This window comes from Clostridium sp. C8-1-8, from assembly GCF_009928445.1.
Lineage (GTDB): Bacteria > Bacillota > Clostridia > Clostridiales > Clostridiaceae > Clostridium_AR.
This window is the reverse complement of sequence record NZ_JAABNO010000003.1, coordinates 71,837-88,193: the sequence shown is the minus strand read 5'-3', so window position 1 is coordinate 88,193 and position 16,357 is coordinate 71,837. Positions and strand designations below refer to the sequence as shown.

Annotated in this window: 19 protein-coding genes; 12 read left to right on the top strand and 7 right to left on the bottom strand. The window is 30.8% G+C overall.

Annotated elements, in window-relative coordinates:
• The first annotated feature begins 66 nt into the window (after nucleotides 1-66).
• The 4 genes from GXK57_RS04155 to GXK57_RS04140 all read left to right on the top strand — a co-directional run bounded on the left by GXK57_RS04155 (nucleotide 67) and on the right by GXK57_RS04140 (nucleotide 2,919).
• Nucleotides 67-279, top strand: coding sequence for a hypothetical protein (locus GXK57_RS04155; protein ID WP_160671890.1), 213 nt, complete (start codon nucleotides 67-69; stop codon nucleotides 277-279).
• Nucleotides 280-355: 76 nt separating this feature from the next.
• Nucleotides 356-1,936 (top strand): hypothetical protein, encoded by a 1,581-nt coding sequence (locus GXK57_RS04150; RefSeq protein WP_160671887.1) that lies wholly within the window; start codon nucleotides 356-358, stop codon nucleotides 1,934-1,936.
• 26 nt (nucleotides 1,937-1,962) lie between these two features.
• Nucleotides 1,963-2,265: a hypothetical protein gene (locus GXK57_RS04145; protein WP_160671884.1), complete on the top strand. Its 303-nt coding sequence runs from the start codon at nucleotides 1,963-1,965 to the stop codon at nucleotides 2,263-2,265.
• Nucleotides 2,266-2,505: 240 nt separating this feature from the next.
• Nucleotides 2,506-2,919, top strand: a complete 414-nt coding sequence (locus GXK57_RS04140) for an arsenate reductase ArsC (protein ID WP_160671881.1) — start codon at nucleotides 2,506-2,508, stop codon at nucleotides 2,917-2,919.
• A gap of 180 nt (nucleotides 2,920-3,099) precedes the next feature.
• Here the strand turns inward: GXK57_RS04140 and GXK57_RS04135 are convergent, their stop codons facing one another.
• Both GXK57_RS04135 and GXK57_RS04130 read right to left on the bottom strand, forming a co-directional pair.
• Nucleotides 3,100-3,549, bottom strand: a complete 450-nt coding sequence (locus GXK57_RS04135) for a GNAT family N-acetyltransferase (protein ID WP_160671878.1) — start codon at nucleotides 3,547-3,549, stop codon at nucleotides 3,100-3,102.
• Nucleotides 3,550-3,576: 27 nt separating this feature from the next.
• Entirely contained in the window at nucleotides 3,577-4,194 is a 618-nt protein-coding gene (locus tag GXK57_RS04130; RefSeq protein ID WP_160671875.1) for a lactate utilization protein, read from the bottom strand.
• 212 nt (nucleotides 4,195-4,406) lie between these two features.
• Here GXK57_RS04130 and GXK57_RS04125 point away from each other — a divergent pair, with 212 nt between their 5' ends.
• Together GXK57_RS04125 and GXK57_RS04120 are read left to right on the top strand one after the other, a co-directional pair.
• A complete protein-coding gene (locus tag GXK57_RS04125) occupies nucleotides 4,407-5,669 on the top strand; it encodes a hypothetical protein (protein WP_160671872.1) in 1,263 nt (420 codons plus the stop codon).
• Between the two features lie 101 nt (nucleotides 5,670-5,770).
• A complete protein-coding gene (locus GXK57_RS04120) occupies nucleotides 5,771-6,382 on the top strand; it encodes a class I SAM-dependent methyltransferase (protein ID WP_160671869.1) in 612 nt (203 codons plus the stop codon).
• Nucleotides 6,383-6,578: 196 nt separating this feature from the next.
• Here the strand turns inward: GXK57_RS04120 and gap are convergent, their stop codons facing one another.
• Nucleotides 6,579-7,595, bottom strand: a complete 1,017-nt coding sequence (gene gap / locus GXK57_RS04115; RefSeq protein ID WP_160671866.1) for a type I glyceraldehyde-3-phosphate dehydrogenase — start codon at nucleotides 7,593-7,595, stop codon at nucleotides 6,579-6,581.
• Between the two features lie 117 nt (nucleotides 7,596-7,712).
• Between gap and GXK57_RS04110 the strand changes: the two genes are divergently transcribed.
• Nucleotides 7,713-8,606, top strand: a complete 894-nt coding sequence (locus tag GXK57_RS04110) for a LysR family transcriptional regulator (RefSeq protein WP_160671863.1) — start codon at nucleotides 7,713-7,715, stop codon at nucleotides 8,604-8,606.
• A gap of 62 nt (nucleotides 8,607-8,668) precedes the next feature.
• Here the strand turns inward: GXK57_RS04110 and GXK57_RS04105 are convergent, their stop codons facing one another.
• The gene (locus GXK57_RS04105) at nucleotides 8,669-9,361 is read right to left on the bottom strand and encodes a DinB family protein (RefSeq protein WP_160671860.1); all 693 of its coding nucleotides are present in this window, start codon (nucleotides 9,359-9,361) and stop codon (nucleotides 8,669-8,671) included.
• A gap of 210 nt (nucleotides 9,362-9,571) precedes the next feature.
• On the bottom strand, nucleotides 9,572-9,826 hold the full coding sequence (locus GXK57_RS04100; RefSeq protein WP_160671857.1) for a hypothetical protein: 255 nt from the start codon (nucleotides 9,824-9,826) through the stop codon (nucleotides 9,572-9,574).
• A gap of 128 nt (nucleotides 9,827-9,954) precedes the next feature.
• Between GXK57_RS04100 and GXK57_RS04095 the strand changes: the two genes are divergently transcribed.
• The 5 genes from GXK57_RS04095 (at nucleotide 9,955) to GXK57_RS04075 (ending at nucleotide 14,449) form a co-directional block, all read left to right on the top strand.
• Nucleotides 9,955-11,061, top strand: coding sequence for an NAD(P)/FAD-dependent oxidoreductase (locus tag GXK57_RS04095; RefSeq protein ID WP_160671854.1), 1,107 nt, complete (start codon nucleotides 9,955-9,957; stop codon nucleotides 11,059-11,061).
• 112 nt (nucleotides 11,062-11,173) lie between these two features.
• On the top strand, nucleotides 11,174-12,298 hold the full coding sequence (locus GXK57_RS04090) for an NADH-dependent flavin oxidoreductase (RefSeq protein WP_160671851.1): 1,125 nt from the start codon (nucleotides 11,174-11,176) through the stop codon (nucleotides 12,296-12,298).
• 317 nt (nucleotides 12,299-12,615) lie between these two features.
• On the top strand, nucleotides 12,616-12,813 hold the full coding sequence (locus GXK57_RS04085) for a cold-shock protein (RefSeq protein WP_128214079.1): 198 nt from the start codon (nucleotides 12,616-12,618) through the stop codon (nucleotides 12,811-12,813).
• Between the two features lie 321 nt (nucleotides 12,814-13,134).
• Entirely contained in the window at nucleotides 13,135-13,764 is a 630-nt protein-coding gene (locus GXK57_RS04080; protein WP_160671848.1) for a class I SAM-dependent methyltransferase, read from the top strand.
• A 118-nt stretch (nucleotides 13,765-13,882) separates the two neighbouring features.
• Nucleotides 13,883-14,449: a DUF6609 family protein gene (locus tag GXK57_RS04075; RefSeq protein WP_160671845.1), complete on the top strand. Its 567-nt coding sequence runs from the start codon at nucleotides 13,883-13,885 to the stop codon at nucleotides 14,447-14,449.
• A gap of 267 nt (nucleotides 14,450-14,716) precedes the next feature.
• Here GXK57_RS04075 and GXK57_RS04070 read toward each other — a convergent pair whose 3' ends face one another.
• Complete coding sequence (locus GXK57_RS04070; protein ID WP_160671842.1) at nucleotides 14,717-15,505, bottom strand: MBL fold metallo-hydrolase; 789 nt, start codon at nucleotides 15,503-15,505, stop codon at nucleotides 14,717-14,719.
• 26 nt (nucleotides 15,506-15,531) lie between these two features.
• On the bottom strand, nucleotides 15,532-15,966 hold the full coding sequence (locus GXK57_RS04065) for an N-acetyltransferase (RefSeq protein WP_160671839.1): 435 nt from the start codon (nucleotides 15,964-15,966) through the stop codon (nucleotides 15,532-15,534).
• Nucleotides 15,967-16,357 lie beyond the last annotated feature (391 nt).

Below are 16,357 nucleotides of genomic sequence, written 5' to 3'. Positions count from 1 at the left end.
TATGCAGTATAATTCTTTAAATGAAGCAGTATTGTCATAATGGAAGTGGTGTAAGGAGATGAGAGCTTGAATATTGAGAAGAAAAAAAATATCCTAAAGGTAGTTGCAAAAATAATATACCTTTGCTGGTTTGTTGTATGGTGTGAGGCTGGACTAAATTATTTAAATCTTAAGGTTATACCATTCCTTTTGGTACTTATTCTTGGAAATATTATTCTAGTAATAATATGGCAGTGTGTATATAAGATGCTGGATAAAAGAAAAAGTGAAAATATGTAGCTTAATTGTAATATTATGTCTATTTTTCATGTGGTATAATATGTATTAAATTGAATAAAAGGCCATGGGGGGATAGATGTTGAAAAAAAGAAAAGTGATATTGTTAGTAGCATTAGTTGTAGTATTGGGTTCAGGAATATATATGGTTTTACAGAAGAAACCTATAAAGGATGTGGCAAATAAAAACACAGTAGTTTCGAACAAGCAGGGTGAAGAGGCTAAAAAAAGTGATGACACAGGGATAAATTCAAATGATGAAAGTAAGAATATAAGCAATATAGATAATCTTACTATTACTACAATTTCTACTAAAAATAAAGTTAATTATCTTTATACAAATAATAATTTAAAGAAACAATATTCAGTAAAGTATATGGACAAGACTAGTAGTAATACATCAGTATTATATAATTCCAAGTTATACTACACAAGTAAAGAAGGGGATGGCCTAAGTAAGCTAAAAATACTTGATCTTACTACAAATAAAGAAGAAGAAGCAAATCTAAATATTCAGTTAAACTCCATTGATTATATAGAAGCAGCAAATAATAATATATATATGAAGGCTGAAAAGAATGGAAAGAGTAATCATGGGTTGGTAGTATATAGCATTGAAAATAAGACTTGTAAAACTTTTGATTATGATGATGACGATGACTCATTAGAAAGTTTTGATGTTAATAAAGGTAATATTGTAGAAGCAAAGTATTCTTTGAAACAGAAAAATGATGCTTTGAAAACTGACGGTGTTAAGGTACCATATACCGTGAAAATCATTGATGAGAAAACTTCTAAGGTTGTATATAGTTATCACAGTGATAAAATAATAACCTCAGTTGGATTGAGCAATGATTTAAATAAGGTTTTACTATCTGTGACAAATACAGATAGTAGAGCAACATCTATTAGAGTTCTGGATATTAAAGAGAATAATGAAGAACAATTATCTGTTAAATATCAGGATTATAAATTGGTAGATGGAGCCAGATGCTCTAGTGATGGCAAGGGTGTTTACTTTATAGCTACAAATAAAGAAAGCAAGGCTGATGGCAATAACCTTCTATATAATACTACAACCTTATACTATTATGATTTGAAGGATAATGCTTTAAGGGAGGTATTGCATCCTTTAGATGGGGTTATAAGTAATTACTCTATAGTAAATGGCAATGAAATAAAAGATAGTGATATAGCTAAGTATGGATTAAAGGAATTTGTGAATGTAGAAAACTTAAGTAATAATATTACTAAGCCTGTAGTTAAAGATTCATCTGGTGCTCCAGCAACCTTATCTGATATTAAAGCACCATATACAATACAAGATGCTAAGAAAAATAATGATTTAGTTTTTATTAAGGATGAGGATAAAGCTTTAAATCAAGATAAATTAAAACAATTCTTAGAAATGTATAAAAGCAAAAAGCAGTGTAAAGTAAGGTATACAGAATTCATAGGCCAGCAGCTACAAGCTATTGAAGACTTAATTTATGACGGAGAAAAATTATACTTAGTTAATTACGATATGGATAATCAAGGAAATGGAGGCTCTTATAAGAAGGAAGCTCCAGAGTATTTTAAAGATTTTAGATTTAATGATCCTAGGTACTGCCTTGTAGATGAAAGTGGATCAGATATGACTTTTTTTGAGAAACGATAAAGTGTACTTTAAAAAGGAGTTAATTTATGAAGACTGCATTAGATTCCATGTTAGTATTTATGTTATCTGGAATAGTAAGCTGGGTTTTATATGTTATATTAAATAAAAAATATATGATTTCAAGAAAGCTTAATGAGATTATACCAGGTAAATATAAACTAAAGCTTTTTATTTGGAATAAAATTGTTATGATTTTAATGATTGTAATTGCTATATTATGTTTATTTGTATTTAGAATGTCGGAAGGACTTATTTTTATTGCACTTGGCGCTATTGCTACTATTGGAAAGAAAATATATAATGATCTTAAGTTTATGGATGGTATATAGAAGGTTAAAAAAGCGCAATTGATTTGGAATTAATATAAAGAGCTGCACCACTTCAGCCTAATAATATTTTCAGAGATTTTCTATATTTTTGGAGTAGGATTTGAAAATATATGTTTCGATATGAAATGGTGCATTTTTATATGCCTAAAAGCTATTATTGCAATGGAATCTTATATAAAGTATCATGATAAATATGAATGAAAATAAGAAATTAAGTTATTTATAAACGGAGGAAAAGTAATGAAACCAAAGGTAGCTTTTATATGTGTACATAATTCTTGTAGATCTCAAATGGCTGAAGCTTTAGGAAAGCTTTTTGCATCAGATAGCTTTGATTCATATTCAGCAGGCACTGAATTAAGACCTCAAATTAACCAAGATGCTGTTAGGATAATAAAGGATTTGTACAATATAGATATGAATGAAAGTCAAAAGTCTAAGCTTCTTACAGATATTCCTGAAGTAGACATAGTTATTAAGATGGGATGCAACGTAGTATGTCCATTTTTACCTTCAAAGCATGAAGAAGATTGGGGATTAGATGATCCAACAGGAAAGAGTGATGAAGAATTTATAAAAACAGCTATAGCAATTGAAAATAAGGTGAAAGATTTGGTCAGAAGAATCCAGAATAAGGAGATTTGTTTAAACTAATAACAAATAACTTATTTGATTTTAATTAAATGTACAGCTTATCATATATCTTAGACCTTAGATTTAAAAATACACTTTATAGTATGGAGTTATTATAAACCATAGCATAAGGTGTATTTTATTGTATATGAAGTCCCACAAAGCATAGTGAAAAAAGCTTATTTATTGGTAGAAGTTTTTCTATTTGATGGATTTTTCAAAGCATATAGCATCTTTGTTGTCTATATATTTTCCGTAATTAGGTCTTGTTATGTAGCCTTTTCTTATATAAAAGTCAACAGCATTTTTATTTATAACTCTTGTTTCAACATATAGCTTTTTATAGCCTAAGGCAGCAGCTTCAGTCTCTAAATATTTCAAGATAGCTGTTCCTACTCCTTTACTGTTTTTTCTAGAATACATTCTTTTTACTTCAGCTATGCTATTAGTTATAGGCCTTATTGCTCCGCAACCCAAAGGATTACTACTATCATCATAAGCTACTACAAATAATGCTCTAGGTACCATTACATCGCTTGAATTAAAAGAACTTTTTCCGCTGGCTCCAGTTATTGATGTTAAAACCATAGAGAGCTCTTCTATTAATTCCATAGCATCCTTTGAGTTTGGATCTCTCAATAATATCTTCATATAAACTCCTCATAATAACAAAAATATTTAAAAACCAAAGTTATCATCTATTATTAGCAGCTTTATTCTGCTAGGATTACTTTGTCCTTCGATTATTGAAAGTGTATTGCAAACTCTTTCCTTAGATAAACAATCTACACATTTATTTAAGGTAACGCAAGGAGGATTAAAACCGGCTCTTTTGGCGTTAAGAGGGCAAGCTATATTTTTTACTCGCTTAATTGCTTCATCTAGATTTGCTGCTATTTTATTTGTGCCAACAACAATAAAAACTTTCTCAGGACCGAAGGTTAGTGCAGCCACTCTGTTTCCACTATGGTCTACATTAACGATTCTTCCATCTTCTGATATGGCATTGGATCCACTTATATAGAAATCTGTAAGAAGTGCTTTCCTTTTTATATCATTACATTCTTCTTTCGTAGAGGCAAGTTCTTTGTCAAAAACAATATTGCCTCTAGATACTAATGCATTAGTTATATCCATAGCTTGAAGTGTAACTGAATGACCTATACCAACAGCACAATTGGGAGGTATAGAATTTAATATATAATCCTTTACTTCAGCTAAAGATTTAAAGAATTCTGTTTGTATATTTCTTGAAGAAAAATTATCCCTTAGTCTATTTATAGTTTTAGAATCCATAATTAACCTCTAATGAAATGTAATATATTTACTTTAATACAATTATTATAGCACTATTGGATGTTGTTTGCCAAATGGTCACTTATAGGTATAATATTTATAGTATAAGATTTAATATGAAGTTTTTTTACGCTATTATCAGTAATAAATTTTAAAAATTTAGCTTGTTTTTTATATGGTATATCACAGACTTTAGAATTAAGGAGAAGAATATGAAGATTTGGGACTTTTTTAGTAAAAAAAATGAAGTGGACTTGCTTTTGAGTAAAGTAGCAAGTGATTTTGATGATGAAAGAGAGGAAGCTCTTGAGGTTTTATCAAAGATTAATCTTTCAGTAAATGAAGGTGTAAAAGTTATATTAGCGGCAACTAAGAAATATAGACCAGCAAAATATCAGTGGCAGACAGTAGAGTCAGAGCTACTTAACATATGTTTTAGAAAGCCGCATTTTGAATATATATCAAAGCTTTTAGAAGTTTACGATAGCTTAGAACCAAAAGCTAAACTTACCACTATGGATTTTTTTGCTACGTATGATAATGAAGAAGCTTTAAAGGCATATTTAAAGTTATTAGACAAAGATTGTGATAAACTTTCTAGCTTACCAATAGGTAGCTTATATAATAATCCTAGAAGGGGAGAAGTTTTATTTCCTAATTTATTAAAGTATACAGATAATAAAAATATAACTCCGGATATATATTTGGTTTTATTAGGGTTCTTTAGTTCTGGTAAGATAGATGAAGGTTATATAGTTGAATATAAAAAGCAAATTATTGAAGATATTAGAACTTATGTAGATAAAGTGCTAGATTATAAGATTGAAAGTGACGTAAGCTTATGGGAAGACGAAGAATACTGTAACTTGCGTTCAAATGCTGGGATATATTTTGATTTGGCTGGATACATAGATGATGAAAATGTGATTTTTGAGCTAAAGAAGCTTATGTGCTGTAAAGATGATAAGTTGAAGATGTTTGCTTATATAAGCCTATTAAGGCTAGGAGAGGAAATGGAAAAAGATGAAGCTTTAAAGATTGCTTCTTGTAGTGAGATAAGAAACTTTTTTTACGGAAATCTTCAAAGTTTAGGTAGAGAGGATTTATACCCTGAACAATATAAAAAACAAGAATATTTTGCTGAAGCTGATATGGTTAACTGGCTTGTTTATCCTACAGAGCTTGGGGGAGTACCAGACAAAATAGAACTTATGGAGATCTTTGATACTGGAGAAGAGGAATATTATCTATTTCGATTTAAATGCGACACCAGCGAGAGTTGGAGTGAGTGCGGATGGATGGCTGGTGTATCTGGACCCTATGATAAAGCTGATAAACCTTCTGTTTCTGCCGGTGGATGTACTTTTAGTAGATTTGAAGCCTGGAGTGAAAAGAAACCAGAAGATCACTTTAAAGATATAGTGGGAAATATTCAAACTTATTGGAAGAAAAGAGCAGAGGACTTTAAGAGTTAATGAAAATACCTAAGTAAAAGATAATAGCAATCCTTAAAAACTACTTAGGTAATAAGTTTTGATAGGGTAGCATGATTATGATTTCTTAAGGAGGATTTTTTATGGATATAATATTTAAACAACCTCAACTTTATAGATTTTTGCAGTATTGTAATGAGAGTGGGTTAGAAAAAAGCATCCTTGATTGTGGAGCAGGAGGAGAATGTCCACCATTAGCAGTTTTTGCAAAGGAAGGATATAAAACTCAAGGTATAGAAATTGATGATACTCAGCTTGAAAAGGCTGCTAGTTTTGAAGGTAAGCATAACCTCAAATTAAATATTTTGAAAGGAGATATAAGAAAACTACCATTTGATGATGAGTCAATTGGTTTTGTTTATTCATATAATACAATATTCCATATGAAGAAAGATGATATTATGGTGGCTGTGAAAGAGATCAAGAGAGTTTTAAAATCAAATGGGCTATGTCTTGTGAATTTTCTTTCTATATTTGATGAGGGCTATGGAGAGGGCGAAGAGATAGGTGAAGGTGAATACATTCAGCTAGAAAGAGGCTCTAGGGTAATACATAGTTACTTAAAACTAGAAGAAGGTGAGAAATATTTTAAAGGGCTAAATATCCTTTTTAAAGAGAGTAGAATACTAGAAAGAATATATGAAGGTAAAAAAATTAAACAAGCTTATGTGGATTACATACTGCAAAAGGAATGAAAGATAGATTATAGACTTAAAAGATAGTTTGCTTTAATTTGTTGAAAGGTTATATAGCATCTAAAGTAAAAGTAGTTAAAGCCTCAGTGTTATAAATTGGTTATCATAATCTTAAATTTTGAACTATAAAAAGCTTCTCAGCTAAGAATCTAGCAGAGAAGCTTTTAAATTTTTGTTTAGAAAATATAAAACTAAATTATTGTTTATCAATCTTTGAAATATAAACAGTTAAATCAATAAGTTTATTTGAGTATCCCCACTCATTGTCATACCAAGCCACTAGCTTTACAAAGGTAGGATTCAACTGTATACCTGCACTGGCATCAAAGATACAAGTTCTTTTATCATTAATGAAATCTGTAGATACTACTGCATCTTCGGTATACCCAACGATTCCTTTATAGTCCTCTTCTGAGGCCTTTTTAACAACTTTTTTTATTTCATCATAATTAGCAGGAGTTTTAAGCTTAAGGGTAAGATCAACTACAGAGGAATCTATAGTTGGAACTCTAAAAGACATACCAGTAATTCTTCCGTTAAGCTCAGGTATCACTTTACCTACTGCCTTAGCTGCACCTGTAGAGGATGGAATTATATTCACTGCAGAAGCCCTTCCACCTCTCCAATCTTTTTTTGAAGGTCCGTCTACAGTCTTTTGGGTGGCTGTAGTTGAGTGTATTGTACTCATTAAAGCCTCCTCAATACCAAAGTTGTCATTGATTATTTTCGCTAAAGGTGCTAGACAGTTTGTAGTGCAAGAAGCGTTTGAAATTACGTTTAAATCCTTTGAGTATTTTGTATTGTTTACTCCCATTACAAACATTGGAGCATCCTTTGAAGGTCCAGAGATAATTACTTTTTTAGCGCCTCCATTAAAATGTGCTGAAGCTTTCTCAAAATCGGTAAATTGTCCGGTGCATTCTAAAATATACTCAGCTCCTGAAGATTTCCAATCAATATTAGCAGGATCTTTTTCACAGAAGATTTTTATTTTATGATCATTTACTATTAAGGAATTTGTGGCTTCATCATAGTCTAAAGCTCCTTCAAATTTTCCATGAACTGAATCATAACGAAGTAGATATATCATATATGGTAAATCCATAAATGGTTCATTGATCCCAAGTACTTGTACCTCTTCATTATCAAGTGCTGCTCTAAAAGCAAGACGACCTATTCTACCAAATCCGTTGATACCTATTTTTGTTTTCATATTGATAACCTCCTCAGATTTAAATGTTGTATCTTCCTTACAACTTAATTATAATAAGGTTAATGGTATAAGTGAAATGCATATCTTGTATATCAGATATAAGGAGAAGTTATAGCTGTGAATTTAGAATTGTATAGATCATTTTATTATGTAGCTAAGTTTGGTAATATTTCTAAGGCTTCGGAGCATTTGTTTGTCTCGCAGCCTGCAGTAAGCAGAGCTATAAAACAGCTGGAAGACGATTTGGGCTGTCAATTGTTTTTTAGAACCTCAAAAGGGGTTCAGCTTACTCAAGAAGGTGTGGTTTTATTTGAACATATAGAAAAAGCATTTAATCTAATCTCCTCTGGTGAAAAAAGAATCGCTGAGTTTAAGGGGCTTGAAGTAGGAGAAGTAAGAATAGCTGCTAGTGACACATTGTGTAAGTATTATCTTGTTCCTTACCTGAAACTATTTAAAACCTATTATCCTGGTATAAAAGTTATAGTTACTTGTCCTAATACTCCTGAAATTGTAAGACTTTTAAAGGAGGGAGAGATCGATTTTGGGCTGGTAAATATGCCTGTAAAAGATGACGCTCTTCAATTCAAGCATATAATGGATATTCAGGATTGTTTTATAGTAGGTCAGAAGTTTAAATATCTTTCTGGTTCTAAAAAACACATAAGTGAACTAGTTAAGTACCCTATGCTGCTACTGGAAAAGACAAGTAATACAAGGATGTATATTGATAGGTACTTTGAAAGGCATAAAATTGAGAAGGCTCCAGACTTTGAGTTTCCTAATATAGATTTGCTCATCCACTTTGCAAAATATGATTTTGGGGTTGCTGCGGTTATAGAAAATTTTGCTGAAGATGCCTTGAAAAAGAGTAACTTATATAAAGTGAATTTGATTGAGGAAATACCTAAAAGGAGTATGAGCGCAGCATATCTTAAGAATGTTCCGCTCACAGCAGCAGCCAAAGAACTTATGAAGTATCTTGAATATGATGTTCCTTATGAGTTTTAAGGAATCTGTTAGTTGATACTATAAAGCTTTTTTATTTATATTTGAATTCTAGTAAGGCTTTACTACCTCTTTTTAATTTTTAAGTATCTGCTCTTAGCGCTTAAACACTCATTTATGTGTACTAAGTTATGTCTGGTTGCAGGCATCAGAAGGATGCCTGCAACATTTTTTCTTCCCCAAAAATCTATTAGCCAGTTAGCAGACGGCACGTCGGCAACAGCTTTTTCCTCTATTATTCTGTTAATAGTGGGTTTTGTGAAACTTCTTTTTAAATCGCTAGTGGTTAGGGTAGATATTATCTCGCAACTTCTTCTACCTACAGCAATTCTATAGTTACGTAATTCTTTCATATTTATTTCTTTACTAAAGCACAAAATCTCCTCAGCGCTTAGTTGGTTCCCAGTATTGAGGATTGAAGAATTGATTCTTGAAAGAAAGTTATTTTCGGATATAACTTGAGAAGATTGTGACACTAGAATATTCATGGTTATATCTTCTATTCTTGTACAATGCCATAATCCGTATGCTATGGTTCTACCTTTTTCATTAGTTGCATACTTGAACATATCTTCATCTAAACCATGCCAAAGATCTTCTTCAAAAGTTTTTGAATTAATATTGGATACTTGTGAAGTGTGAACCATTGCATGTTGCTCCATGCATAATTGCAAAGCTGAATGGATATCTGTTGGCTTAGATAATATTTCTTTTAATTTTTTTTGATTTAAGTTCCATAAGTTTTTTCTTTCATCCATTTTGATAAATCTCCCTTAGTGAATAGCTTGTTAGAAGGTTAAAACAGTATGGTTGATGTTTCCTTTAATGGTAGTATTATAACATGTGTTCGTAAATAAATATAATATTATGATATTGAAATGTTATATATATAACCAATTACTTTTTTAGATTTTTTAGAAATCCATTTTAGAAGGTGAATGCAAAAAAAGTTACTGAAGAAAATTGCTTCAGTAACTTTTTTTGAAATATTTCTTGTTCAATATTCTCCTAGCTAGAGCTCCTAAAATAAATGGTGGTAAAACGTAAGCTAAGGAAAGCTTAAAGTTTTGTGTACTAAATATAATTGTTTTGTATCCTAAAACAAAGAAAAATAATGCTAATGAAATAAGATTTAGGTCGTAATTATCTTTGTTCTGATTTAGAATGAGTTTCCCGAATAATAAGCCGGCAAAAAATATACATAAAGAAAATATAAGTTCCATAAAACACCTCCTATGTAAGTAATATTACCATCATGTTACTATAATAGGCACAAATAGACAAGGTGTATATATAAAGCTTTTGTATAAAAGATAACAAGAAGCAAAATATATATTAAGAGGTGATTTGTATGGAGGTTGCGATAATAGGTGCAGGTTTATCAGGCTTATCAGCTGCTTTAACCCTAGAAAGGTATGGTGTTCAGCCCACAATATTTGAAAAGGAAGATTATGTTGGATATAAGTTTTTTAATACAGAGGCTATGTTTAGCATACTTAATAGGCCATCAAAAGACTGTATAGAGTCTATAAAAAAAGAAGTTGGAATTAAACTAGAGCCAATTGATATAATAAATAAGCTTATTATATTTTCGAAAAATGAAAGAGGTAGCATAGAAGGCGGAATTGGGTATTCTAATATTCGTGGACGAATAGAAAAGTCTTATGAAAAGCAATTAGAAAAGCAACTGACCTCAAAAATATTGTTTAATTCCACAGAAGATTATGCTTATATATGTAAAAACTTTGAGAAGGTTATATTGGCAACAGGTGATGGAGAATACGCCTCGAGGCTTGGAAATTTTAGGAGTGATTTGACCTGCACTATAAAAGGTGCTATTGCTAAAGGAAGTTTTCATACAGATACGGCCTATGTTTGGTTTGATTATGATTTAATTCCCAAAGGCTATGGTTGGCTTATACCTTATTCGGATAAGGAAGCTAATCTAGTAATAGCGTATCCTGACTATCCTAATAATATTAAATTAGACTTAGGACATATGTGGGAGGAATTTTGCAACGTCGTACAAAGTACTCTTAATCAGAGCTTGAAGATTAATGAAGCTTTTGAAATAACAAGATATATGATGGGTGTAAGCGGTAAACCTAAAATCGATGATACATATTTTGTAGGAAATTGCTTTGGAGCGCTTCTTCCAGGACTTGGATTTGGACAGTTTGCCTCTATTATTACAGGAACCTATGCAGCTTATGATATTTGTAAGGTAGGAGTTTATGAAGAATTAGTCAAACCTTTCTATGAGACTTACAACCACTCTTTAGTCTTAAGAAGATATTTGGAGAGCTTGGATAACGAGAAGTTAGATGTTGCAATAAAAAACTTGGATAATAAGTTCTTAGATGGAATAATTGATAAGATCTGCAGTAATAACAGTGGGGTGGATATATTGAAAATACTTACGCCTCTTATGAGAGTAGGTGCTATGAAAAACAACTAATTAATAACTACTACTAAATGATAAAATGTTGCAATTAAATTGCTGTTGAAGTAAAATTATACCAAAGTGTTTTTGACTAATGATATTTATATTAAGAAAGGGTGAGATATAATTGAGTTCAAAATATGAAAAATTATTTGAAGCAAGAGAGCTTTGTGGTGGAAAAAAGGTTAAAAGCCCGTTAGTAATGGCGCCTATGACTAACTTTGCTAGTGACAAAAATGGTAACGTAACTGAAGAGGAACTAGCTTATTATAAAAGAAGAGCTAAAAATGTTTCAATGGTTATTACTGCTACAACTTATGTTACAGAGTCTGGAAAAGGATTTCCTGGAGAGTTTGCAGCTTATTCTGATGACTTCATGCCTAGCTTAAAAAGATTAGCTGAGACCATAAAGTCAGAGGGAGCACTGGCTATACTGCAAATCTTTCATGCAGGAAGAATGGCTTTGCCAAATGAGATTCCTAACAATGAAACAATTAGTGCAAGTGCAGTAGCACCGGAAAGACCAGGAGCAATAACTCCAAGAGAAATGACAGATATAGAGATAGATTATACTATTAAGGCTTTTGGAGACGTCACAAGAAGAGCTATAATGGCTGGGTTTGATGGAGTAGAAATACATGGTGCTAACACTTACTTAATTCAACAATTCTTTTCTCCACATTCAAATAGGAGAAATGACAATTGGGGAGGAACTATTGAAAAGAGAATGAATTTTCCTTTGGCTGTCATCGCTGAAGTAAAGAGAGTAGTTAAAGCCGAAGGGCAAAGTGATTTTATAGTTGGTTATCGTTTTTCTCCAGAAGAAATTGAAAATCCGGGAATAACCTTAGAAGACACATTGAAACTTGTAGATGTGCTTTCTAAGCAAGAATTAAGTTACTTGCATGTATCTTTAAATAACTTCTGGCAGGGCTCAATAAGAGATGCTTCAAACACTGATCCGGTAATATTAAAGATAAAAGAAGCCGTGAAGGGGAGGGTTCCTCTAATCGGAGTAGGATCTATTCATACACCAGATGATGCTTTAAAAGCTGTAGAAAGTGGAGTGGAGTTTATTGCTTTAGGAAGGGAACTAATCATGGACCCTGAATGGTCTGAAAAAATAAAGACTGATAAACCAAAACAAATTCTTACTACATTAAGCAAGAAGGATAAGGAAGCCTTGAATATTCCAGAAGCTTTATGGCAAAGTATAATGAATACTCCTGGTTGGTTTCCTGTGACAGAGTAGATATATTTATTACAGGGTAATGGGGTAAGGCGGTTTTGCAAGACGTAGTGCATCTATTACAAAGCAATTTTTAATTAAATGCTATTTATATATTAATTGATTTATAGTAAAAAGTTTAAGATTATTATAATTATTAAAAATAAGTAGTTGCTTTATATATATAAAAGTGTTATTATAATATTGTAACTTAAATGAAACGTAAATAATGTAACACAAATATATTTCAATTAGTGCTTATTATGTATGAGGACAACGAAATTTTATTGTGAATTATTACAGAAGTTTAAGAAAAAAATAAAATTTCGGAGGTACACAGAATGACTGGTACAGTTAAATGGTTTAACGCAGAAAAAGGATACGGATTTATAACAGGAGAAGATGGAAAAGACGTTTTCGCTCATTTCTCACAAATCCAAAAAGATGGTTACAAGAGTCTTGAAGAAGGACAAAAAGTTAACTACGAAGTAGCTCAAGGACCTAAGGGACCTCAAGCTGAAAATATCACTTTAGCTTAATTAGTGGATATTTACCCCTAAAGATTTTATCTTTAGGGGTTTTAATTTTTTGATCTATAGGAAATCATATTTTAGATAAAGTTAATGATAATTATAGTTGGAAGATTAAAATGTATAATAAAAGTTAAGAAGTTACATATTTATTGAAAATTATTATCATATATGTTGTAATATTATTATAGATGCACAGGTTGACTTGAAAATGATTTTTAGATCGAAGTAGTACATCTTTGTTGGTTATACTTACATAATTATAAAAATATGAGTTAAAGTAACTTTGTGAAAATCTATGCTTTTAAAAGCAATTAAGGAGTGCTAAATATGAGTGAAATTGCAAAAAGATTAAATCAATGTCGAAAGCCTACTGGTGATCTAGGAAAGATTATTGTAGAAGATATGAACGAAAGTCATTTTAACCTTACAAGTTGGGGACTTGAAAACATAAATATTGAGAATAATTTCATAGTGCTTGATATAGGCTGTGGTGGTGGAAAAACAGTAAGTCGAATGGCTGAAAGAGCGAATCAGGGAAAAGTATATGGTATGGATTATTCTGATGATTGTGTAAAATGGTCTATAGATCTCAACATAAACTTGATAAAAGAAAATAAAGTTGAAATATTCCAAGGCACCGTAGAAAATATACCCTTTGACGCTGAAAAGTTTGATTTAATTACTGCTGTTGAAACAATATATTTTTGGCCTGATGTAAAAGCTAATTTTAGTGAAGTTAGAAGAGTGTTAAAAACAGGAGGAACTTTTGCTATTATAAATGAAATGTATGATAGTGAAGCTTTTAGAGACAGAAACAATGAATTTGCAGCAATAGGAGATATGAATATACTAAGTTCTGAAGAACTGAAAACAATATTATCTGAAGTTGGATTTAATAACATAGACATAGATTTGGTAGAAGAAAAGAATTGGTTAAGATGTGTATGTAGCAAGTAAAAAAAGATATTTTATTGTCCATAATATTACATTTATGTTATAATTAATATTATTTTTCTGTGAAGCTTTGCTTTTCAGTTATAATAAGGGAAATTATTTAGAAATGGATGTGATAATTATGCAATTAAACAAAGGTGCTAATATTGAAATCAAATATCCTTACCCTAGGCAAAAGGTTTGTGGACTATTTCTATTGGGAGCTGGAATAACAATGGCTTTAGCTAGTTTCTTCGGAACTTCAAAAAGTCCTAGTGTTTTTATATTTGTAATTGGCTATTTTATTAGTAATGTTGGAATAATGTTTAATAGTAAAGTTAGAAAAAAATATTCTGTAGGAGAGCCTACAGCGCTTCAAAAAAAAGCATCTAATTTTGCATTGATCTTCTTGATGATTATGGCTGTCGCTGTTGGTATGACAGTGGGCAGTAAAGGTGATGTTCGACTAACCTGGCTACTAATATTAATAATTGTAGGCGTTCATTTTGTACCATTTGCACTTATCCATGGTAAGCTTATGTATCTATTGGCTGTATTACTAGTAGTGAACGGGTGTATAGGAATATATTTAAATAATGAGACTTTTTATATTATAGGTATTATTGATGCTTTAATTAAGATTTCAATCGGAGTAAGTTTGTATGTAATAAGCCCTAAACCCAGTTGCGATTTTAGCGTAAATAATTAAAAAAAGAAAAAGTTATGTCGCCTGCTGATTTTTTTTATATTTACTCTGAGAGGTAGACGCAAAAAGCTCACTTAAGTGAGCTTTTTTATTATTTAGACCTCTGTGAAATCAAAAGCCGTCACAAAAGCATATTGGTAAAGCTTGCTTTTTTCGTAGGAAATTATATTTTAGATGAATTTGCAAATAAAATGAAAAAAATATTTTGTTAGATACACCTAATGATTTCAAAGTTTGAGAATGTCTTTTATGATATGCTAGTTAGTGTTTTTAAAATTGGATCTTAAAGCCATTAAACTGGTGAACGCCTGTACCGAATTTTACTAAGCTTTTGGATTTTAATTCCTTAATAGCTATGGACACTTCTTTAAGTATATTATTAGACAATGATAGCTTATTATGACTTCCAAATACCTTTGTTACATTAGGGATTGTTAGCAATCTTTCTAGAGAACTTACTAGTTTTTCTGGGTCAGTGCTAGGGTAGAATGCATATACAGGGGTATCATCACTATAGAGAAGATCTCCTGTAAACAAATATCCTTTTAACATATCATGTATGCATATATGTCCAGGAGAGTGGCCTGGCGTGTGATAAATTCTTAGAGTTCTTTTTCCTAAATCTATAATATCTCCGTCTTCTAAAAGTCCTTTAGGTTTTCCAGTATAGGGAATATAGTGGTTAGCATTGAAATTACATGGTATAGCCTTTGTGGTATCTCGTATTATATCCTTTCTTATCTGCTCTATAGAAATCCCTTTGATTCCATTGATTAGCCAATCAGAATCTGCAGAATGAACATAAATTTCTTCGAATTTGTCATGGTTACCTATGTGATCCCAGTGAACGTGAGTTGTTAAAACCTTTATAGGTAGGTTAGTGAGTTTATCAGTTATTCTTCTAATGTTATCAATACCTAATCCTGTATCTATGAGAACTGCGAATTTATGGCCTAATAGAAGAAAAGAGTGAACTTTTTCCCAATGACCATTCTCGCTTATAGCAAAGGTGGTGTCGTCTATTTTTTCTAAGGTAAACCAATCATCATCAATTTGCATTAATATTATCTTCTTTCATTTTATATTTATTTAAAGGAATTCCAAAGCATGAAATATTCAAATTCATTTGTTGCAGTATCAAAATTTTCTTTTTCGATATAGAAGTCCATTCTTTTATAGAAGTTAAGGGCTTTAATATTCTTCTTGTAAACAGATAAACTCAATTGGTCATATTGCTTTTGCAGATGACTAATTAGTTTGGAGCCTATTCCGTTACTTTGAAACTTTGTATCTATAAATAATGCTCCGATATAATTGTCGTTAAGTATGCTTATAAAACCTTTTATCAAGTGAGCGTCTTCAAAGATATAGGTTTTGGAAGTAGGTAAATAATGTTCTTTTATTAAACTGTAATTTTCCGCCCAGTAACTTTCGGATATGAAGCTATGAGCTTCAGTCGTGGATTTTAGCCAGATATCCATTAGTATATCTATATCTTCGTGTTTCATTTCTCTTATCATTTAATAAATCTCCTTAGAGTTATAACTATTTATAGTAATTAAATCAATTAAGTTTAATTTTATTATCATATTTATAGTATATATTTTTTTTGTTATTTAGTAAAATTTTAGATTAAAAGGATTATGAAAAGAAAAGTACGTATAAGTTATAGCGATTTAGAATTGTTTTTATATATTTTTTCTCTTCTTTAATTTTAATCTATACTATATTAGTGTATATAAAATTAACATAAAATAGTATATATTTTAAATGTTATTATAATGAAAACGTATAAATAAGTATTTTTCTAAAATATTTTATTGAGAATTATTGACTTATATCAATAAAGATGTAATATTATTATTGTAGATGTCCGTACAAATTCTTGCGGATATATGAACAAATAGTAAC